Here is a 19441-nt window from a genome sequence, read left to right as displayed (position 1 = left end):
CGCACGCCCTTGTCGCTGGTCTATGTCCACGGCTTCTCGGCGGCGCCGCCCGAAACGAAATGCCCTCCGGGCAAGCCGGGGCGGGTCAAACAGCCGCGGCGGCAGGGTTTCGCCGAGCAGCGGAATGACCTTGAGGCCGGGATGGTCCGACTTGGCCAGCGGTCCCCAGAGCACGGCGGCATCGGTTTCGCCCGCATCGACATCGTCGAGCATGTCGAGCGCCGGAGATTCCACCCGCCGGTCGACCGTCAGGTTATAGGCGTTCGCCTTGCCGATCAGCCCGTTGCACTTGTTCTCGCGCAGGGTTGTTGCGGATGATGCCGGTGGCGATAATAAAAGATGCTANCCCGGCGGCGGTCAGCGTGACGCCGCGCGGCCGCCGTTCGACCAGCGCCACCCCGAGCTGGGACTCAAGCTCGGCCACCTGCATCGACAGCGCCGGCTGGGTGACATGGCAGAGCGCCGCGGCGCGGCCGAAATGCCCGGTGCGGGCCAGCGCCTCGAAATAGGCGAGCTGCTTCAAGGTAACGTGAGCCATCAGTTGACCTTATCGGAGGGAACCCAAAGCGCAATCTGCTCTTTGACCAGCAGAACGCGTCAACCCATCCGACCGACGGAGGAAGTCCATGAGCAAGCGTCTCACGACCACGGCAGGCGCCCCGCTGCCCTCGAACGAGCACAGCCTGACCGCAGGCCAGCGCGGGCCGGTTCTGATGCAGGACTACCAGCTGCTCGAAAAGCTGGCCCACCAGAACCGAGAACGCATCCCGGAGCGCACTGTCCACGCCAAGGGCTGGGGCGCGTTCGGCGCGCTGACCATCACCAAGGACATCTCGCGGTATTCCTGCGCCAAGATCTTTTCGGAGGTCGGCAAGCGCACGGAAGTGCTGGCGCGCTGGTCGACCGTGGCAGGCGAAGCCGGCGCGGCGGATGCGGAACGCGACGTCCGCGGCTTCTCGCTGAAATTCTACACCGAGGACGGCAACTGGGACATGGTGGGCAACAACACGCCGGTCTTCTTCGTCCGCGACGCCTACAAGTTCCCCGACTTCATCCACACGCAGAAGCGCCACCCGGCCACCAACCTGCGCAGCCCGGAGGCAATGTTCGACTTCTGGGCCGGGCAGCCGGAATCGGTGCATCAGGTCACCATCCTGATGTCCGACCGCGGCATCCCGAAGAACCCGGCGCACATGAACGGCTATGGCTCGCACACTTATTCGATGTGGAACGCCGAAGGCGAACGCTTCTGGGTGAAGTTCCACTTCAAGACGCAGCAGGGCCATGACTTCCACACCGCGGAAGAGGCCGAGACGCTCATCGGCAAGACCCGCGAGTCCTATCAGGAAGACCTCTACGCCATGCTGGAGGAGGGCCGGTATCCGAAATGGACCTTCTGCATCCAGGTGATGTCCGAGGAAGACGTGGCCAAGCAGGGCTTCAACCCGTTCGACCTGACCAAAGTCTGGCCGCACGGAGATTTCCCGCTGATCGAGGTCGGCGAACTGGAGATCAACCGCAACCCGGAAAACTACTTCATGTATGTCGAGAACGCCGCCTTCTCGCCATCGAACGTGGTGCCGGGGATCGGTTTCAGCCCCGACAAGATGCTTCAGGCGCGGGTGTTCTCCTATGCCGACGCGCATCGCTACCGGCTGGGCACGCATTACGAGGCGCTGCCGGCGAACGCCCCCAAGGCGGCGCCCGCCACGCACAACTACCACAAGGATGGCGGGATGCGGTTCTTCCCGCCGAATACCGGCCATCCGGACGCCTATTACGAGCCGAACCAGCTTGCCGAGGCCGCCCGTGCCGACGGCACCGTGGCCGAACCGCCGCTGAGGATCGACGGCGATGCGGCGCGCTATGACCAGGCCGATCCGGATGCGGATTACGTGCAGGTCCGCGCATTGGTGATGGAGGTGATGGACGAGGACGAGCGCGCGCGGCTCTACCGGAACATGGGCGGCGCGATGGCGCCCTGCTCGGACAGCGTGAAGGAGCGCTGGTTCGAGGTGCTGCGCCGCGTCCATCCCGATTACGAGGCGGGCGTCCGCAAGGTCGTGGCGTCCGCTCCCGGCGACACCAACGCGCTGCCGGTGACGGAGGACACGCCGCTCGGGGTCCGCGAACCCGCGGAATGAGATCGCTCCGGACGTGAGAAGCGAGGGCGCCGCCGCGGCGGGGCCCTTTGCTGCGTCAGGGGGCCAGCCAGGGCTCCGGCTGCTGCGCGTAGGGCAGGTAGAGCGGGTGCTTCGGATGCCCGGCCTTGGACAGGCCCAGATGGTAGGGCGTGATCCCGGTGGCGCGGATCAGCTTTTCCACCGCCGGGCCGCGGTCGAGGAAGGCGCCATGCGTGCCCCAGGCGCAGACCACGCGGTCGGCCCAGCGGCAGGCTTCGGCGATGGCGGCATCGTTTTCCGGGCCGACCGGCTCGGCGGCGGCGCGCATCGCCTTCGGGTCGGTGTCGCGCCAGGCAAAGATATTCGTCACGCGGAAGGCGCCATAGCCCAGCGTCCGCGCCCGCCGCTCGCAGCGCTCGACCGTCGGGTCGTTCTGCACTTCGGTTGCGGTCGAAGGGTTCAGCATGACGAAGGTCACCTTCTGCCCGGCCGGATCCCAGACCCGGGTCAGCGTGTAGCGGTAGCGTTCGCAGGGCGAATAGACGGCGACGGAGGCGGCATCGCCCTTCTGGTGGGTTCGGGTGATCATGCAAGCGATGTGCGGGATCGAGGGGCGGAGCGCAAGCCTGCGTTCATCCTTCGGCAAGGTCCCGTGGCCTAGCCTGCCCGCAGGAGGATCTGCCGATGCGCGCACCTGTCTGGTTTGCCCTGGGGCTCGGCCATGCCGTGCTTGCCGCTGTTTCGGCGGGCCTGGCGGCGTTCGTGACGGTGATGCTGCTCTCGGGAGCGGCGGCGCCGCTCCGGACGGCCCTCGGCGGCGCTCCGGTTCCGGTCGCCACCTGTCCGATGGAGGTGCAGGGGCCGCATGTCGCGGCGGCGATCCGGGAAAGGCCGCCGCCGGAGCGGGAAAATGCGGGCTTCTCGCGGCCGAAACCTCTCGATCTCGGCCCGCGGGCGCCGTTCATTCCGGCAGATTGAACACCCGGCTGGGATGCAGCATCCCGGCCTTGTAGATGCCGACCGCCACCGGGCGGCCCTGATGCACCGCCCAAGCTTCCTCGCCGAACTCTGCCTCTGAGGACAGCACCTCGCCGGGATTGCCGTTCGACAGCCGGGCCGCGCCATGCGCCGACACCACGACCTTGGGCAGGTCTGTCAGACCGGCTTCCAGCGGCAGCAGCAGCCGGTCGAGCGCCGGATCCTTGGCCTCGGCCTCGATATCGGCCAGGCTCACGCCGTCCTCGTCGGCCTCGAACGGGCCGGACCAGATGCGGCGCAGCCATTCGACATGGCCCTTGCAGCCCAGCGTCTCGCCGAGGTCGCGCGCGATGGCGCGGACATAGCCGCCCTTGCCGCAGACCATCTCCAGCTCGACATGGTCGTCATCGGGGCGCGAGACCAGCTCCAGGCTCTCGACGAAGAGCGGCCGCGCCTCGAGCTGCGGATCGTCGCCTTCGCGGGCCAGCGCATAGGCGCGCTCGCCGTCGATCTTCACTGCGGAAAATTTCGGCGGAACCTGCATGATGTCGCCGGTGAAGCCGTCCAGCGCCGCCGCGATCTCCTCGGTGGAGGGGCGCAGCGCCGACTCGGCGATCACCTCGCCCTCGGCATCGTCGGTATTCGTCGCCTGGCCGAGCCGCACCATGAAGCGGTAGCATTTCAGCGCGTCGGTGATGAAGGGAACGGTCTTCGTCGCTTCGCCGAGGGCGATCGCGAGGACACCCGTTGCCGCAGGGTCCAGCGTGCCGGCATGGCCGGCCTTTTTCGCGTCGAAGGCCCAGCGGACCTTGTTCACAACGGCGGTCGAGGTCAGCCCGGCGGGCTTGTCCACGACCAGCCAGCCGTGAACCTCGCGCCCCTTGCGCTTGCGTGCCATGTCAGTCGTCCTGGTCGAAATCGTCGTCGTCAGCGTCCTGGTCGAGGTCGCGGCGCACATTGTCCTGAGAGAACAGGCGTCGGGTCTCGTCCATCCGGTCGAAGGTCTCGTCGATGCGGAACCTCAGCTCGGGCGCGAATTTCAGCTTCACGGCCTTGCCGACGGCGCGGCGCAGCTCGCTGCGGTTGCGGTTCAGCGCCTCGATCGCCGCCTCGGCGCCCTGTCCGCCCAGCGGCATGACATAGGCGGTCGCGACCTTCAGGTCGGGCGAGGAGCGGACCTCGCCGACCGTGATCGACATCCGGTTGAGATCGGGATCGTGGATTTCGCCGCGGTTGAGCACCTCGGACAGGGTCCGGCGGATGAGCTCGCCCACGCGCAGCTGGCGCTGCGAAGGGCCGGAGAGGGTGTCGTGATGCTTGTGGCGTGCCATGGCCGGCATGTAAGGCATCGCAGGGGCGCCCGCAACAGGACTCTGGAAGGAATGTCGCAGGGGGCCGGATGAAGAGGCGAAGGAACAGGCGATGACGGAGCAGCCGGGAATTGTGATCACAGGCGCCGCGGGGCGGATGGGCCGGATGCTGGTGCAGGCGGTGGCCGAAAGCGGCAAGGCGCGGCTGGCGGGCGCGGTGGTGCGGCCGGGCCATGCCTGGGTCGGCCAGGATATCGGCACGGCGATGGGCGGTCCGGCTCTCGGCGTGACCGTGACCGACGAGCTGCTGGAGCCGATGGCGCGGGCCCAGGCGGTGATCGACTTCACCACGCCCGAGCTCAGCACCGAGGTCGCGGCGGTTGCGGCCCAGGCGCGCGCGGTCCACGTGATCGGCACCACCGGATTCGAGCCCGCGCATCTGGAGAAGATCTCGGCGGCGGCGCGCCATGCCGTCGTGGTGCGGGCCGGCAACATGAGCCTCGGCGTCAACCTGCTGGTCGGGCTGACCCGCCGGGTGGCCGCCGTGCTTGGCACCGACTGGGACATCGACGTGGTCGAGGCGCATCACCGCCACAAGATCGACGCGCCTTCGGGCACCGCGCTGATGCTGGGCGAGGCGGCGGCCGAGGGGCGCGGCAAGTCCTTGGAAGACTTGCAGGACATGACCAGGATGCAGCGCCGCGGGGCGCGCGCGGAGGGCTCGATCGGCTTCTCGGCGATCCGCGGCGGCGATGTGGTCGGCGAGCATGACGTGATCTTCGCCAGCCCGGGCGAGCGCATCGTGCTGCGCCACCTGGCGACCGACCGGGGCATCTTCGCCCGCGGCGCGGTGGCTGCCGCGCTTTGGGGCCAGGACAAGGGCCCGGGCGAATACGACATGATGGACGTGCTCGGCCTGAAGTGATCCGGATTGCCTCCGCTTGCGTAACCCAATGGGAAACAGGCGGAGGCATCCATGGGAAAGACGGCGGCAATCTTGCTTCTGGCGGCGCTCGCGGCGGGCCCCGCGCGGGCCGAGTTCAGGGTGGTCCAGAAGGAGTCCGAGTTCCGGTCGCTCGTCGATGGCCGGAGCCTGACCCGCACCGGCGTGCAGCTGGAGGTGGGGCAGGGCGGGGCGATTGCCGGGCGGGCCTTCGGCCGCGACGTGACCGGCAAATGGCGCTGGCAGGACGGCTATTTCTGCCGCGACCTGGCATGGGGCGAGCGGCAGTTTCCGTACAACTGCCAGCAGGTTGCCATAGATGGCGACCGGCTGCGCTTTGCCTCGGACCGCGGTGCCGGGCAGGCGGCCGTGCTGCGGCTGCGCTGAGGCGGCCGGTCGCTAAAATTGTCTTCAGTTCGCCCGGATTTGCGGGACCTGTCCGCCCGGCGGATCAGCCGGTGTTAAGGTCTGCCGCCTAGCCTGCCATCGCGCGCAACTGCGAGGTGGAGCATGAACCTGGAATCTACGGAACATCCTTACGGCCTGCTGGTCGCTGTCGGCGACTCCCGGATCGACGCTGCCGTCGCGATCCAGTTCAAGGACCGGATGCGGGAGCTGACATCCGGCAGGGCGGGGCGCATCCTGCTCGACCTGTCGAGGGTCGATTTCGTCGACAGCAGCGGTCTGGGCGCGATCGTCGCGGCGCTGAAGCAGCTCGAGGCGGACCAGACGCTGGAATTGGTGGCCCTGTCGCCGACCGTGTCCAAGGTGTTCAGGCTGACCCGCATGGACAAGGTCTTTCCGATCCATGACACGCTGGAACAGGCGAGCGGGTCCTGCGCGGATGCCTCCTGACGCGGCAGATTGCGCCGAGCGGTCTGCCGCTGCGGACGAGGCCGCGCCCTATCTGCGGCTGGCCTTTCCGGCGACAGCCGCGGCCGTGCGCGAAACGCTGCTGCGGTTGCGCAGCGAATTCCCGCGGCTCGGGCTGGGCGAAGCCGAGGCCGGAACCGCCGAGATCGTGCTGGCCGAACTGCTGAACAACATCGTGGAGCATGCCTATGCGGGGGGGGGCAGAGGGCCGGATCGAGCTGGAATGCGAATGCCGGAAATCGCGCCTGATCTGCACGGTCAGCGACGGCGGCACCCCGATGCCGGAGCATCGCCTGCCCGACAGGGAGCTTGCCGCGATCGATGTCGCGCGGCAGGATCTGCCGGAGGGCGGCTTCGGCTGGTTCCTGATCCGCGAACTGGTCGAAGAGCTGAGCTATGCCCGGCAGGACGGAAAGAACATCGTCAGGTTCGGCCTGGGGCTGGGCCGGCCTGCATCCGAAGCGTGACCCGGCGGGGCGTCCCCGCCTGAGGTGTTGGAGACTATGTCCGTGAGAAATTTTCATTTGCCGGGGCGTTCGCCCGTCTATGCCGCAAACGGGATGTGTGCGACTTCCCATCCGCTGGCTTCGAAAACGGCAGTCTCCATTCTCGAAGGCGGCGGCAATGCGGTTGATGCCGCGATTGCCGCCGCGATGGTCCTGGGTCTTGCAGAGCCGCAGATGGCCGGGCTCGGCGGCGACTGTTTCGCGCTGGTCAAGCTGCCGGGCAGCGACGAGGTGGTGGCGCTGAACGGATCGGGCCGGGCGCCGGCGGGCCTTTCGGCCGAGGCGCTGCGAGCGGCCGGACACGAGGAGATGCCGCTGCACGATGCTGTCTCGGTGACGGTCCCGGGGGCGGTGGATGCCTTCTGCCACATGCATGCGAGCTGGGGAAAGGCGGAGCTGGGGGCCGTGCTTGCGCCCGCCATCCGCTATGCCGAGGACGGGATCCCGGTTGCGCCCCGCGTTGCGCTCGACTGGCGCGAGGATTGCGGCGTTTTGGGCGCGGCCGCGCAAGGGTTCTTCCTTCCGGGCGGGCAGCCACCGCAGCAGGGCCAGATGTTCCGGGCGCCGCGCCAGGCCGAGGTGCTGCGCCGGATCGCGGCGGAAGGCCGGGCCGGTTTCTACGAAGGCGAGGTGGCGCAGGACATGGTCTCGGCCCTGCTGGCCGCGGGCGGCTCCCATACGCTGGAGGATTTCGCCGCCACGCGCTGCAGCCGTGGCGTGCCGATTTCCGGCCGCTACTGGGATGTCGAATTGCTGGAACATGCGCCGAACGGGCAGGGGGCGACGGCCATCCTGCTGGCCAACATCCTCAACCGCTTCGACCTCGCGCAGCATGACCCGTTGGACCCGTGGCGCGCGCATCTGGAAATCGAGGCGGCAAAGCTGGCCTATGACGCGCGGGACCGGTTCCTGGCCGATCCCGACCATGTCCGGCGGCTGGATCACATGCTGTCCGGCGACACCGCGTCGGCGCTTGCCGCGCTGATCGACGAGGAGAACGCCTGCAAGCTGATGCTGGAACAGGCGGCGGCGGTGCATCGCGAGACGGTCTATCTCTGCGTGGTCGACCGCGACCTCATGGCGGTCTCGCTGATCTTCTCGATTTTCCACAGTTTCGGCTCGGGGATTGCCTCGCCGGAATTCGGGATCTTGTTCCAGAACCGCGGCGCGGGCTTCAGCCTGGACCCCGGCCACCCCAACGAGGCGGCGGGCGGCAAGCGGCCGATGCACACGATCATTCCGGCCATGCTGCGCGAGGGCGGCAAGGTCAGCACCGTCTTCGGAGTCATGGGCGGGGCCTACCAGCCGGTCGGCCATGTCCGCTTCCTGACCAACCTGGTCGATTTCGGCATGCCTCTGCAGGCCGCGATCGACTCGCCCCGCTGCTTCTGGGAGAACGGCAAGGTGATGCTGGAACAGGGCTATCCCGGTGCCGTCCGGACGGAGCTGGGATATATGGGCCACGAGGCGGAATTCCGCGACAGGCCGCTGGGCGGGGCGCAGGCGATCCGGATCGATTACGGCAAGGGCGTTTTCGAAGGGGCGTCGGATCCGCGAAAGGACGGCTGCGCGCTCGGCTGGTAGGGCGGGCGCCCTGCCGACCTCAGTTCATCTGGGCGTGCAGTTCGTAGGCACCATCGGAGAAATCCCCGAACATGTCGACCACATCGGGATGGTCGATCGGCTCGCCGCTCTGGTCCGGTTCCAGGTTCTGCTCGGAGACATAGGCCACGTAGTAGCTCTGTTCGTTCTCGGCGAGCAGATGGTAGAACGGCTGGTCCTTCGACGGGCGGCTGTCCTCGGGGATCGCGTCATACCACTCCTCGGTATTCGAAAAGATGGCGTCGACATCGAAGACCACGCCGCGGAACGGGTGCTTGCGATGGCGGACAACCTGTCCCAGTCTGTACTTGGCCTGAGTTTTCAGCATGACCTTGCACCCCGTTACGACATAGAACCGGCCGGGCGGCCGTGTTCGAGACCGCGTCATGTCATATTTTTGCCGCGGAGACCAGAGCGCGTGGAACTCTTCCTCAAAGTCCTCGAAGTCGTCACGCCGGTGATCGCGCTCGCGATCGTCGGATTTGCCTGGGTGCGCATGGGGCTCGAATACAGCGTCCAGTTCGTCACCCGGCTGACGATGACGCTCGGGGTCCCCTGCCTGATCTTCACCGCGCTGATGAATACCGAGATCGATCCGGCGGCGATCCGCTCGCTGACCCTGGCTTCGGTCGCGGCCTACGGACTGCTTTCGGCGGGCTTCGCGGGGCTGCTGTTCCTCGGCAAGCTGAGCCAACGCACCTATCTGGGACCGCTGATCTTCGGAAATACCGGCAATCTGGGCCTGCCGCTTGCGCTTTTCGCCTTCGGTCCGGCCGGCTTCGATTATGCCGTCGTGGTGTTCGCGGTGATGATCCTGTGGTCCTTCACTTTCGGGGTCTGGATCGTCGCCGGAGGGGGCGGTTTCGGCAAGGTGCTGAAGGAACCGATCGTCGCCGCGACGGTGCTGGGCGCGGTGTTCCTGTGGCAGGGCTGGAAGACGCCGGCCGCGGTCACCAACACTCTGGAACTGACCGGGCAGATGGCAATTCCGCTGATGCTGATCACGCTCGGCGTCGCGGTGGCGCGGCTGCGCCCGGGCGGGGTATGGCTGGCGGTCGCGCTGTCGGCGCTCAAGATCGTGGCCTGTGCGGGACTCGGCTGGCTGCTCGGGACGGCATTCGGCCTCGATCCGGTGGCACGGGCGGTGCTGATGCTGCAGCTGTCGACGCCGATTGCGGTCACCTCCTACATGCTGGCCGAGAAATACGGCGCAGACGCGCATGCGGTGGCGGGACTCGTCGTGGTGTCGACCTCCATGTCGATCGCCGCGCTGCCGCTGCTGCTGGCGCTGGTTCTCTGAGCGGTGCGGGGCCTGCCATGTCGGTTTTGATTTCGCGGTGCGGAAAGTTGCGATATGCTCGGCGCCAAAGAAAGCAAGAATTAAGCACGAGGCAGAGATGAGCAGTCGTCTGATCGCGCTCGGGTTGTGTCTGGGACTTGCGGCCTGCGGCGGGAAGGCACCGCCGCGGAATCTGGACAATGCCTGCAGCATTGCGAGCCAAAGGTCCGACATCTACCGGGCCATGAAGAAATCCGAGCGCAGATGGGGCGTGCCGGTGCATGTGCAGATGGCGACGATCCACCAGGAGAGCCGGTTCCGCGACAATGCGCGGACGCCGTATCAATGGGGGTTGGGGGTGATTCCGCTCGGTCGGCAGTCCTCGGCCTACGGCTATGCGCAAGCGCTTGACGCCACTTGGGAAGAGTATCGCCGCGGTCCCGGCCGCAATGGTGCGAAGCGCACCAATATCCGCGACGCGACGGATTTCATCGGCTGGTACATGGATGCCAGCTGGCGGACGCTGGGCATACCCAAGAGCGACGCGAAGCGGCAGTACCTCGCCTATCACGAGGGCCGCGGCGGCTATGCGCGGGGCAGCTACAATGCCAAGCCTTGGCTGCTCAGCGTTGCCTCGAGTGTCGAGAGCCGCGCCCAAGCCTACAGGCAGCAGCTGCGCGCCTGCGGAAAATAACGGATTTCCGACCGGTGGTTTTCAAGGTTGTTGTCACCGGTATCCATTTTCAGGCTGGGCAGTCTCCCGGTCCGGCCTTGGGGCCGCCGACGGCTTCCCTGCGGGTGCGCCGGCGGCGCCTTGGCCTCGCGGCATCTCGCGAGCCCGGTCTGGGGTGAGCCAGGCCGATCCGATCGGCGGCCCAAGCGCGTGCTGCACACGCGATCGACAGCCTCGACGCGCTGCTGCCCGGCCCGGTCTCCCGGCTGCTGCAGCTCGCCTTTCTCGGGCTGTCGCTCGCCGTGCTGGCCGTGGCCGCGCAGATCGGCTGGGGCGAGGTGACGGGCTTCGGCGGGCGCTTCGCCACCGCCTCGCTCTACCTGCCGGCATCGCCCGGCTTCGACAGCTGGTACCGGGTGCCGCGCAGCTGGATGATGGCCTCGCTGCTGGTCGGGCTCTGGCTGCTGATCCTCGTCAATATCGAGCTGATCCTGCGCCGGCTCGCCGCGATCGCCGGAGCCGGGGCCCTGCTGCCGCCGATCGCCCCGCTCGGCCATGAGGGTGCCGAATGACGCTGATCTGGTTCCTGCCGCTCTTCCTCGTCCTCTTGCTGGCGGGCCTGCCGGTGTTCTTCGGGCTGCTCGCCGCGCCCGGTGCGGTGCTGTGGCTCAGCGGCCAGGAGCGCGACATCACGCTGCTCTACCGCAATCTCTACAACGGCATGGACAGCTTCCCGCTGATGGCGATCCCGTTCTTCATGCTGGCGGGCGAGCTGATGAACCGCGGCGGCATCACCCACCGGCTGGTGGAGTTCTCCCAGGCGCTGATGGGCCACCTGCGCGGCGGGCTGGCGCATGTCAACGTGCTGTCCTCGATGCTCTTTGCCGGGCTCTCGGGCTCGGCGGTGGCGGACACCTCGGCCCTTGGCTCGATGCTGATCCCGGCGATGGAGAAGCAGGGCTATTCGCGCCGCTTCGCCGCCGCCATCACCGCCGCAAGTTCGGTGATCGGGCCGATCATCCCGCCCTCGGGGATCATGATCATCTATGCCTATGTCATGGGCGAGAGCGTCGCGGCGCTGTTCCTCGCGGGCATCCTGCCGGGCGCGCTGGTCGGGCTGGGGCTGATGGCGATGGTCAAGATCATGGCAGACCGCCATGGATTCCCGCCCGCCTCGCGGAAATACAGCTGGGGCGAACGCGGCGAGGCGAGCCTCCGGGCCTTCTTCCCGCTGATGACGCCGGTGATCATCCTCGGCGGCATCCTCGGCGGCGTCTTCACCCCCACCGAGGCCGCCGCGGTCGCGGTCGCCTATGCGCTCGTCATCGGGCTCTTCGTGCTGCGCACGCTGAAACTCCGCGACCTGCCCGACATCCTGACCCGCGCCGGGCTGACCTCGGCGGTCGTGCTGCTGCTGGTCGGCGCGGCGATGTCCTTCAAGACCGTCGTCTCGCTCAGCCATGCGCCCGAGATGCTGGCCGAGTTCATCCTCGGGCTGACCGAGAACCCGCTGCTGCTCCTGTTCCTGATCAACCTGCTGCTCTTCGCGGTGGGCATGTTCCTCGATGCCGGGCCCGCGATCATCATCCTCGGCCCGATCCTCGGCCCGGTCTTCGCCGGGCTCGGCGTCGATCCGGTGCATTTCGCCATCATCATGTGCGTGAACCTGACCGTCGGGCTGGCGACGCCGCCGATGGGGCTGGTGCTGTTCGTCGCCGCCTCGGTCAGCCGCGAGAAGGTTGCCGCGATCGCCCGCGCCATCCTGCCTTTTCTCGCCGTGGAAGTCGCCGTGATCTTCCTCATCACCTTCGTACCTGCCATATCGCTGGCCATCCCGCGGCTGGCGGGGTTCCTGGACTGACCGAGCATCAAGGGGAGGACCGACCATGCTCAAGACCCTCAAACGTGCGGCACTTGCCGCGATGCTGGCCGGAACGGCCCTGCCGGCGGCGGCCGCCGAGTACACGCTGCGCGCCACCGCCAATTCGAACGAGGCCGACGAGGATTACGACGGGCTCGTGATCTTCAAGAACCATGTCGAGGCCGCCTCGAACGGCGCGATCGAGGTGGAGCTGTTCATCGGCACCCAGCTCTGCTCGAACGGGGCGGAATGCCTGCAGGGCGTGGCCGACGGCTCCATCGACATCTTCGTGTCGACCTCGGGCGGCGCGGCGGGGATCTTCCCCTATGTCCAGGTGCTCGACCTGCCTTACCTGATGTCCGACGACCGCATCGCCGAAAAGGTCCTCTCCGACGGCGAATTCACCCGCCAGATGCGCCACATGGCGCTGGAGGATTCCGGCGGCACGATCCGGCTGATGACGATCGGCAATACCGGCGGATGGCGCAACTTCGCCAATACCCAGAAGCGCATCGAGACGCCCGCCGATCTCAAGGGCATGAAGATCCGCACCGTTGTCGCCGACCTGCCGCAGGAGCTGGTCAAGGCGGTGGGCGCGGCACCGACGCCGATCCCGTGGCCCGAGCTCTTCACCTCGCTGCAGACCGGCGTGGTCGACGGCACCAAGAACGGCATCACCGACATCATGAACATGAAGTTCCCCGATGCCGGGCTGAAATACGTCACGCTCGACGGCCATGCCTATATGGGCGCGCTGTGGTGGATGTCCGAAGCGAGCTTCAAGGGCCTGCCCTCGGAGCTGCGCCGGGTGGTGGTCGACGGCTTCTATGCGCTGCAGCAGGCGACCTTCGCCTCGCCGAAGCGGAAATCCATCGAGGCCTACGAACAGTTCGTGGCCGATGGCGGCGATCTCTACGTGCCGACGCCGGAGCAGAAGAACGAGTTCCGCAAGGCGGCGGACCCGGTCTATGAATGGTTCCGCGCCAACGTGACCCGCGGCGACGAGATCTTCGACGCCTTCGGCACCGCGGTCGAAAAGGCCCAGGCCGAGGTCAATGCCGAGCGCGCCATCGAACTGGAATGACCGGAGGGCGCCCTCCGGAGCGGGGGGCGCCGACGGCCCGCGGCAGCCGGTTCCAAGCTGCGGTCCCGCGCCATGCGGGGCCGGAAAGCCGATCCATCCCGCCCGCTCGTTCCGGTGAAAGGGGCCGCCCTCGCCGGACACGGCTGCAGGGGCCGCGCTCTTTCATGAGCTTGGCCACCGTCTTCCGGGCGACCCTGCACGCCAGGAATGGAACCAGCTCGTGCTCACCGACCCCCTCGTGCTGGGTTGTTGTCACCGTTCTTCGATCTGAAACTATGCAGCGAGGCGGGCAGGACAGGATGACAAGTGGCCTATTCACCGGAACGAAAGGCGGCGGTTCTCCCGGCGCAGCTCGGCGAGTTCGGCGGCCTCGGCTTGCTGTCGCCGGATCCCCTCTGCCGAACCCGCGGCCGCCAGCTCGAGCCGCCAGCCTTTCAGCTGCGACGGCATCACGCCGAGTTCCCGGGCGACGCTGGTCGGGGTGGCACCGGATTCGGAAAGGCACGCAACGGCCTGCTCCTTGAACTCGGCGGTGAAGTGGCAGCGGGTCTGTCTGCTCATCTGGGTTCCCTTTTCCTGAGAGTACTGTAACTCCCAGTCCGGGATCCGGGGGCAAGGTCAGTCAGCGCGGTGATCGACCACCTGAGCACGCTGGACTATGTGGACACTGACCGGATCGGGGCGATGGGGATCTGCGCGGGGGCCGGCTATACTGCCAACGCGGCGATCAACGATCACCGGATCAAGGCCGTCGGCACGGTCAGCGCGGTCAATATCGGCGCGATGTTCCGCAATGGCTGGGACAATGACGTGGCCGATGCCGACGCGCTGCCCTTCCTCGTGGCTGGTGCCGCCGCCCGTACTGCAGATGCACAGGCGCTCGCCACCGGCGGTGATCTGGCGCAGATCCCGATGGCCCCGCTGAAGGAAGAGGATGCCCCCAACGAGGAGCTGCGCCAGGCCTGGGAATACTACCACACCCAGCGTGCGCAATGCGCCACCGCCCCGGGCTACGGTCTGGCGCGCAGCCTGACCCAGCTGATCAGCTACGATGCCCACAATTTCGCCGAGGCCTTTCTGACCCAGCCCCTGCAGATCGTGGCGGGCAGCGTCGCGGGCAGCAAATGGATGAGCGACGATCTCTACGCCCGGGCCGCGAGCAGCGACAAGCAGTTCCACGTCGTCGACGGCGCCAATCACATGGATCTCTATGACGGCGCGAAATTCGTCGGCGAGGCAGTCGGCGTGCTGGCGCCCTTCTTCCGGGAAAAGCTCGGCGCCTGATCCGGCGCAGACGACGCATGCCCCGCCCGGATCGGGGGAGGGCAGCCCCGCCTGATTTGAAAACCAAGGAGGCCCAATCATGGAAAGCGTGACATTTCAGAACCCCGACATGGCCTGGCACATCGCGGCGGACATTCACCTGCCGTCCGCCTTCGACGCGGGCAAGCGCTCCCCGGCGATCGTCAGCATCCATCCCTTCGGAAGCTGCAAGGAGCAGACCTCGGGCAGCGTCTACGGCAAGGGGCTCGCCGCGCAGGGCTACGTCGTCATCGCCTTCGACGCGAGCTATCAGCGCGCGTCCGGCGGCAGTCCCCGCTGGATCGACAGCCCAAGCCAGCGGGTCGAGGATGTCAGCCACGTGATCGACCACGCGGTGACGCTGCCTTTCGTCGATGCGGACAGGATCGGGGTCATTGGCGTCTGCGGCGGTGGCGGCTACGCGCTGAATGCCGCGTTGACCGAGAAACGGATCAAGGCGGTGGTCGGGATCAACCCGGTGAACCTGGGTCGTCTTTTCCGCGAGGGCTTCAGCGGGTTCGATCCGGTCGGCGCGCTGACTGCCATGGCCGCGCAGCGCAGCGCCGAGGCGCGCGGCGCAGCGCTGCAGGTCAATGAATTGCTGCCTGCCAGCCCCGAGGCTGCCCGCGAGGCCGGGATGACGGAGCGCGATGTCTTCGAGGCGACGGACTACTACAAGACCTCCCGCGGCCAAGCGACCGGTGGCGCGACGCGCAGAGTAACGCGGGAAAGTTGGTGATGCCCTGAGGGGCGGCATATCATGGCGGTGTCGAAGCGCCGTCAATTCTCAGCCGAGAGTGAGACCGCGAACGCGATCCGTCCGAGAGAGCGGTCGAACATATGCCACATGTCCGAGACTACCATTGCCACGCTGCCCGATCCATCGGGGTTTTCACCGGACCCGTTGACCGACGTCATTCGGAGCGGCGCGCGCAAGCTGATCGAACAGGCGGTTGAGGCGGAACTCGCCACGCTGCTCGCCGCGTTCGCCGAAGACAGGCTCGAGGATGGCCGGGCCAGGCTGGTCCGGCACGGATATTTGCCGGAGCGCGAAATCCTGACCGGAATCGGCCCGGTCGCCGTGAAGGTGCCGCGGGTGCGGGATCGAGAGCTTGGCGCGGACAAGATTACCTTCACGCCCGGCATTCTGCCGCGCTACCTGCGCAAGGCCAAATCGGTCGAGGAGCTGCTGTCTTGGCTGTATCTCAAGGGGGGTTCCACCGGCGATTTCAGCGAGGCGCTGGCGGCCCTGCTGGGGCCGGACGCCAGGGGCCTGTCGGCCAAGACCATCGCCCGCCTGAAAGCCGACTGGTGGTCCGAATGCGGGGCCTGGCAGAAACGCGACCTTGGCACGCGGCCGTTCCTCTGCACCTGGGCCGACGGGGTCTAATTCAAGCCGGGTATGTCGGCGGAAGTGAGGAGGATCAGGAATTGATCCGCGGGATCAATTCCCCGACGAACAATGCGTTCTGGTCATCGTTGGCGCGGATGAATACGGCCGCAAGGAGCTCCTGGCCATGACCGACGGCTTCCGTGAAAGCACGCAAAGCTGGCGCGAGGTGCTGCTCGATCTCAAGCGTCGCGGCTTGGCGCAGGCACCCAAGCTCGCGATCGGCGACGGTGCTCTCGGCTTCTGGACGGCCCTGCGCGAAGTCTTCCCCACGACGCAGGAGCAGCGCTGCTGGCTGCACAAGGCCATGAACGTGCTGAACGCGCTTCCGAAATCCGTGCAGGCCAGGGCCAAGGCGCACCTGCACGACATCTGGCAGGCCGACACACGCGCCGCGGCGTCCGCCGCCTTCGTTCGGGCTCGCCCTCGAACCGGTGGCGGGCGCCCTCACTCTTCGTCGAGGCCCATGGCGTGAAATGGGACAAGGCGGTGGCCAAGCTGGTCAAGGACCGGGACGCGCTGCTGGCGTTCTGCGACTACCCGGCCGAACACTGGAAACACATCCGGACATCAAACCCGATCGAGAGCACGTTCGCGACGGTGAGGCACCAGACGAAACGCACCAAGGGCTGCCTCAGCCGCAAGACCGGCCTCGCCATGGCGTTCCGCCTGATGATGTCGGCGCAGAAGAAATGGCGGAAGCTCGACGGCCGGAACCGCCTGCCGGAGGTCATCAGCGGGGTTGAGTTCCGCGACAGCGTCCGCCACCTTCAAACCGCCGCCTGATCAGGCGTCACCAACTTTCGCGCATATCTCAGCTTCCGGCGCGCATGGTTTTCAGCCATGCCCAGAAGACCCTGTCTTGGGATGCGTTTGCCTTCGCCGAGACGCTGATGACCCAGCCGGTGATGGTGGTCATTGGCCAGAAGGTCGGTGCCTTTGGCGCCTATCGGGACGGCATGGAGATCCATGGCCGCGCGATGGCATCAAAGGACCGGCAGCTGGTCGACCTGCAGGACTGGTCGCACTACGAGCTCTACGACCGGGAAGAACCGGTTGGCTTGGCGCTGGAGAAGATCATTCCGTTCTTCAGGAAGCATCTCGGCGAAGAAGACGTCGCCGCTGCTGAAGCTGCTTGACGACAAGACGGGTCGGTCCTGCTCTGCGGGACCGACCCGCTGAATGCGGAAAGTCTCAGCTACGGTCTTTTGGTCCGCCGCTGATCTGACTGCCCGTGGGGTTGTATGGTTCCTCTTTGGGGCTCTCTCCAGCCTTGCGGCGCGGAACCAGCTCTGGCCCCACTGCAATCGGAACCGGTCGCTCGAAGTCATGCTACCATCCAGCTGTCGGCGCGGTGCCGTCGCCGGGGTCGGGAGGGCCGGATGGAGACTCGTCATGTCGAACATCCAGTTGCCAGCCGTGACCCCGAAGCGCCCGCCCTGGAACAAGGGCCGTCTCATGGGCCAGAAGCGCGCCTTCCTGCCCCGCCATGTCTGGGCGATCCGGGCGCGGCTCGAGTTTGCCGGAAATCTGCGGGATCTGGCGCTGCTCAACCTTGCCATCGACAGCAAGCTCCGGGGCTGCGACCGCGTCCGGATGAAAGTGTCCGACGTGGCCATCGGCGCCGCGATCAAGGAACGCGCCACGGTGATCCAGAGCAAGACCGCCCGGCCGGTGCAGTTCGAAATCACCGAGAACACGCGGAAATCCATAACCGCCTGGATCGGCGCGCCGCAGATGGCGGGCTGCGCCTGCTTGTTCCCGAGCCGGATCCACGCCTCCGATCATATCTCGCCGCGGCAGTATGCGCGCATCGTGAAGGACTGGGTCAGGATGATCGGGCTGGAGCCGAGCGGGTATGGAACGCACTCGCTGCGGCGGACCAAGGCCTCGCAGATCTACCGCAAGACCGGGAACTTGCGGGCGGTCCAGCTGCTTCTGGGACACGCGAAGATGGACAGCACGGTGCGCTATCTTGGCGTCGAGCTGGAGGACGCGTTGGCGATCGCAGAAGGCATCGAATTGTGAACTGCTGCGGTCATTCGCGGACCTGAAGCCGCCGCCGCCGGTTGCGGGACCGGCGGCGGATTGCAGCCCTTTCCGGCTGGTCGCCAGTGTGTCCCCCTCGCCATGCCTTCGACGGCCGATCCCGAAAAGCGGGCTTGCGGTGCCGGGGCGGAGTTCGCGCTCGATCCCGGGAAGCAGCCATTCGCGGAACTCGAGAGCTATGGCTGAATTTGGGTGACGCGGCTTGAGAGGCCGATGCCCGCGCCGAAGAGGTGCTGAAGCTCTTCGGCGACCGGCTCTGGCCGCGCCGGGGCCAGCCCGCCCACAGCCTGTCCTATGCCAACCGCCGACGGCTCGACATCGCCCGCGCGCTGGCCGCCGGGCCCGAGGTGCTGCTCCTCGACGAGCCCACCGCCGGGATGAACCCGACCGAGAGCCACGAGCTGGCGGATCTGCTGCTCGAGGTCCGTGACCGGTTTCCGCAGATGGCGATCCTGATGGTCGAGCACAAGCTCGACATCGTCCGCAAGCTGGCGCGCCGCACCGTCGTCATGGCCCAGGGCGCGGTCATCGTCGACGACACGCCCGAACGCGCCTTCGCCCATTCCGAGGTCGCGGCTGCCTATCTGGGCAAGGGCGGCAGCCTGTCCTCGCGCCCGGTCGTCAAGGGCCATCTCGACCACGCCCCCGCCGCGAAGATGCCCGGCCCGGCGGACAGCCCGGCAATCGAGCTGCGCGATGTCGACGTGCATTACGGCGCGGTGCAGGCGCTGTTCGGCCTGTCGCTGAAGGTCGGCCGCGGCGAAGCGGTTGCGGTGCTCGGCGGCAATGCCTCGGGCAAATCGACCACGATCAAGACCGTGCTGCGCCTTGCCCGGCCGAGCCGCGGCGAGATCCTGCTCCATGGCCGCCCGATGGAGGCGAAGACCACCGCCGACGTGATCGCCCAGGGCATCGCCTCGATCCCCGAGGGCCGCCGCATGTTTGCCGAACTGAGCGTGCGCGACAACATCCTGATGGGCGCCTATGCCCGCCGCCAGGTTCCGAAGGCCGAGCTAGACGGCGACATCGAGAAGGCAGTTGCCGAATTCCCCTGGCTCGGCAAGCGGCTCGGCCAGCTCGCGGGCACGCTTTCCGGCGGCGAGCAGCAGATGGTCGCCATGGCCCGCGCCTGGCTGCGGAAGCCGCAGATCCTCTGCATCGACGAACCGTCGATGGGCCTGTCGCCGATGATGGTCGACCGGGTCTACGAGATCCTCGCCCGCTGGAAATCGCAGGGCCTGACCATCCTGATGGTCGAGCAGAGCGCCAACAAGGCGCTGGAACTGGTCGACCGCGCCTATGTGCTGAGAAACGGGGCCCTCTCGATGGAGGGCAGCGCTGACAGCCTGCGCCGCAACCCCGCGGTGCGCGACGCCTATCTCGGGGGCGCCGCCGCTCCCGACCACCCCCCGCAGGGCGCCCCCGTGCCCTGCCCCGGCAACTGACCCGGCCCGGCCGGACCTTTCCA

Annotated in this window: 23 protein-coding genes and 3 pseudogenes; 19 read left to right on the top strand and 7 right to left on the bottom strand. The window is 67.2% G+C overall.

The features are described from left to right. Window positions 1-87: 87 nt before the first annotated feature. Together C7T91_RS36320 and C7T91_RS38585 are read right to left on the bottom strand one after the other, a co-directional pair. A pseudogene (locus C7T91_RS36320) lies at window positions 88-330 on the bottom strand (substrate-binding domain-containing protein); the annotation flags it as partial. After that, window positions 254-538: a helix-turn-helix domain-containing protein gene (locus tag C7T91_RS38585; protein ID WP_108260718.1), complete on the bottom strand. Its 285-nt coding sequence runs from the start codon at window positions 536-538 to the stop codon at window positions 254-256. The gene C7T91_RS38585 and the pseudogene C7T91_RS36320, both read right to left, overlap by 77 nt. An 88-nt stretch (window positions 539-626) precedes the next feature. On the opposite strand from C7T91_RS38585, the gene C7T91_RS19840 reads away from it, so the two are divergent. Beyond that, the gene (locus C7T91_RS19840) at window positions 627-2144 is read left to right on the top strand and encodes a catalase (RefSeq protein ID WP_108260717.1); all 1518 of its coding nucleotides are present in this window, start codon (window positions 627-629) and stop codon (window positions 2142-2144) included. Between the two features lie 55 nt (window positions 2145-2199). On the opposite strand, the gene C7T91_RS19835 is transcribed toward C7T91_RS19840, so the two are convergent. After that, window positions 2200-2712: a DUF1643 domain-containing protein gene (locus tag C7T91_RS19835; protein ID WP_108260829.1), complete on the bottom strand. Its 513-nt coding sequence runs from the start codon at window positions 2710-2712 to the stop codon at window positions 2200-2202. A 95-nt stretch (window positions 2713-2807) separates the two neighbouring features. Here C7T91_RS19835 and C7T91_RS19830 point away from each other — a divergent pair, with 95 nt between their 5' ends. Further along, on the top strand, window positions 2808-3101 hold the full coding sequence (locus tag C7T91_RS19830; RefSeq protein ID WP_108260716.1) for a hypothetical protein: 294 nt from the start codon (window positions 2808-2810) through the stop codon (window positions 3099-3101). Here the strand turns inward: C7T91_RS19830 and truB are convergent. Together truB and rbfA are read right to left on the bottom strand one after the other, a co-directional pair. After that, window positions 3085-3999 carry a tRNA pseudouridine(55) synthase TruB gene (truB, locus tag C7T91_RS19825; protein WP_108260715.1) on the bottom strand — a complete coding sequence of 305 codons (915 nt, stop codon included), beginning with the start codon at window positions 3997-3999 and terminating at the stop codon, window positions 3085-3087. The two genes, C7T91_RS19830 and truB, sit on opposite strands and share 17 nt — an antisense overlap. A gap of 1 nt (window position 4000) precedes the next feature. Further along, window positions 4001-4432, bottom strand: a complete 432-nt coding sequence (gene rbfA / locus C7T91_RS19820; RefSeq protein WP_108260828.1) for a 30S ribosome-binding factor RbfA — start codon at window positions 4430-4432, stop codon at window positions 4001-4003. A gap of 91 nt (window positions 4433-4523) precedes the next feature. On the opposite strand from rbfA, the gene dapB reads away from it, so the two are divergent. The 5 genes from dapB to C7T91_RS19795 all read left to right on the top strand — a co-directional run bounded on the left by dapB (window position 4524) and on the right by C7T91_RS19795 (window position 8317). Further along, a complete protein-coding gene (gene dapB, locus C7T91_RS19815; protein WP_108260714.1) occupies window positions 4524-5336 on the top strand; it encodes a 4-hydroxy-tetrahydrodipicolinate reductase in 813 nt (270 codons plus the stop codon). A 51-nt stretch (window positions 5337-5387) separates the two neighbouring features. Continuing rightward, window positions 5388-5741, top strand: coding sequence for a dihydrodipicolinate reductase (locus C7T91_RS19810; protein WP_108260713.1), 354 nt, complete (start codon window positions 5388-5390; stop codon window positions 5739-5741). A gap of 123 nt (window positions 5742-5864) precedes the next feature. Next, window positions 5865-6209 carry an STAS domain-containing protein gene (locus C7T91_RS19805; protein ID WP_108260712.1) on the top strand — a complete coding sequence of 115 codons (345 nt, stop codon included), beginning with the start codon at window positions 5865-5867 and terminating at the stop codon, window positions 6207-6209. 206 nt (window positions 6210-6415) lie between these two features. After that, complete coding sequence (locus C7T91_RS19800) at window positions 6416-6694, top strand: ATP-binding protein (protein ID WP_161556014.1); 279 nt, start codon at window positions 6416-6418, stop codon at window positions 6692-6694. 42 nt (window positions 6695-6736) lie between these two features. Further along, window positions 6737-8317 (top strand): gamma-glutamyltransferase family protein, encoded by a 1581-nt coding sequence (locus tag C7T91_RS19795; RefSeq protein ID WP_108260827.1) that lies wholly within the window; start codon window positions 6737-6739, stop codon window positions 8315-8317. Between the two features lie 19 nt (window positions 8318-8336). Here C7T91_RS19795 and hspQ read toward each other — a convergent pair whose 3' ends face one another. Then, entirely contained in the window at window positions 8337-8663 is a 327-nt protein-coding gene (hspQ, locus tag C7T91_RS19790; RefSeq protein ID WP_108260710.1) for a heat shock protein HspQ, read from the bottom strand. A gap of 90 nt (window positions 8664-8753) precedes the next feature. Between hspQ and C7T91_RS19785 the strand changes: the two genes are divergently transcribed. The 5 genes from C7T91_RS19785 (at window position 8754) to C7T91_RS19765 (ending at window position 13232) form a co-directional block, all read left to right on the top strand. After that, window positions 8754-9635: an AEC family transporter gene (locus tag C7T91_RS19785; protein WP_108260709.1), complete on the top strand. Its 882-nt coding sequence runs from the start codon at window positions 8754-8756 to the stop codon at window positions 9633-9635. A 97-nt stretch (window positions 9636-9732) separates the two neighbouring features. Next, window positions 9733-10308 carry a transglycosylase SLT domain-containing protein gene (locus C7T91_RS19780; RefSeq protein ID WP_108260708.1) on the top strand — a complete coding sequence of 192 codons (576 nt, stop codon included), beginning with the start codon at window positions 9733-9735 and terminating at the stop codon, window positions 10306-10308. Between the two features lie 281 nt (window positions 10309-10589). Beyond that, entirely contained in the window at window positions 10590-10859 is a 270-nt protein-coding gene (locus C7T91_RS36310; protein ID WP_407943310.1) for a hypothetical protein, read from the top strand. Further along, window positions 10856-12148 carry a TRAP transporter large permease gene (locus C7T91_RS19770; protein ID WP_108260707.1) on the top strand — a complete coding sequence of 431 codons (1293 nt, stop codon included), beginning with the start codon at window positions 10856-10858 and terminating at the stop codon, window positions 12146-12148. Before C7T91_RS36310 ends, C7T91_RS19770 begins: the two co-directional genes overlap by 4 nt. A gap of 25 nt (window positions 12149-12173) precedes the next feature. Further along, window positions 12174-13232 carry a TRAP transporter substrate-binding protein gene (locus tag C7T91_RS19765; RefSeq protein ID WP_108260706.1) on the top strand — a complete coding sequence of 353 codons (1059 nt, stop codon included), beginning with the start codon at window positions 12174-12176 and terminating at the stop codon, window positions 13230-13232. Window positions 13233-13547: 315 nt separating this feature from the next. Here the strand turns inward: C7T91_RS19765 and C7T91_RS19760 are convergent, their stop codons facing one another. Then, window positions 13548-13793 carry a transposase gene (locus C7T91_RS19760; RefSeq protein ID WP_108260705.1) on the bottom strand — a complete coding sequence of 82 codons (246 nt, stop codon included), beginning with the start codon at window positions 13791-13793 and terminating at the stop codon, window positions 13548-13550. Window positions 13794-13862: 69 nt separating this feature from the next. Between C7T91_RS19760 and C7T91_RS19755 the strand changes: the two genes are divergently transcribed. The 7 genes and pseudogenes from C7T91_RS19755 (at window position 13863) to C7T91_RS38015 (ending at window position 19418) form a co-directional block, all read left to right on the top strand. After that, the gene (locus C7T91_RS19755; RefSeq protein WP_201742153.1) at window positions 13863-14516 is read left to right on the top strand and encodes an alpha/beta hydrolase; all 654 of its coding nucleotides are present in this window, start codon (window positions 13863-13865) and stop codon (window positions 14514-14516) included. A gap of 79 nt (window positions 14517-14595) precedes the next feature. Then, entirely contained in the window at window positions 14596-15273 is a 678-nt protein-coding gene (locus tag C7T91_RS19750) for an alpha/beta hydrolase (RefSeq protein ID WP_108260704.1), read from the top strand. 108 nt (window positions 15274-15381) lie between these two features. After that, a pseudogene (locus C7T91_RS19745) lies at window positions 15382-16710 on the top strand (IS256 family transposase). Between the two features lie 44 nt (window positions 16711-16754). After that, complete coding sequence (locus C7T91_RS19740) at window positions 16755-17063, top strand: alpha/beta hydrolase family protein (RefSeq protein ID WP_201742152.1); 309 nt, start codon at window positions 16755-16757, stop codon at window positions 17061-17063. Window positions 17064-17319: 256 nt separating this feature from the next. Continuing rightward, a complete protein-coding gene (locus tag C7T91_RS19735) occupies window positions 17320-17952 on the top strand; it encodes a tyrosine-type recombinase/integrase (protein ID WP_108260703.1) in 633 nt (210 codons plus the stop codon). A gap of 242 nt (window positions 17953-18194) precedes the next feature. Then, window positions 18195-18335, top strand: a pseudogene (locus tag C7T91_RS38020) (ATP-binding cassette domain-containing protein); the annotation flags it as partial. A gap of 15 nt (window positions 18336-18350) precedes the next feature. Then, entirely contained in the window at window positions 18351-19418 is a 1068-nt protein-coding gene (locus C7T91_RS38015) for an ATP-binding cassette domain-containing protein (protein ID WP_330848867.1), read from the top strand. The last annotated feature ends 23 nt before the right edge of the window (window positions 19419-19441 follow it).

Source organism: Mangrovicoccus ximenensis (genome assembly GCF_003056725.1).
In the GTDB taxonomy this organism is placed as follows: Bacteria; Pseudomonadota; Alphaproteobacteria; order Rhodobacterales; family Rhodobacteraceae; genus Mangrovicoccus; species Mangrovicoccus ximenensis.
Note: the sequence above shows the minus strand (reverse complement) of the source record. Positions and strands in the feature narration are given on the sequence as shown.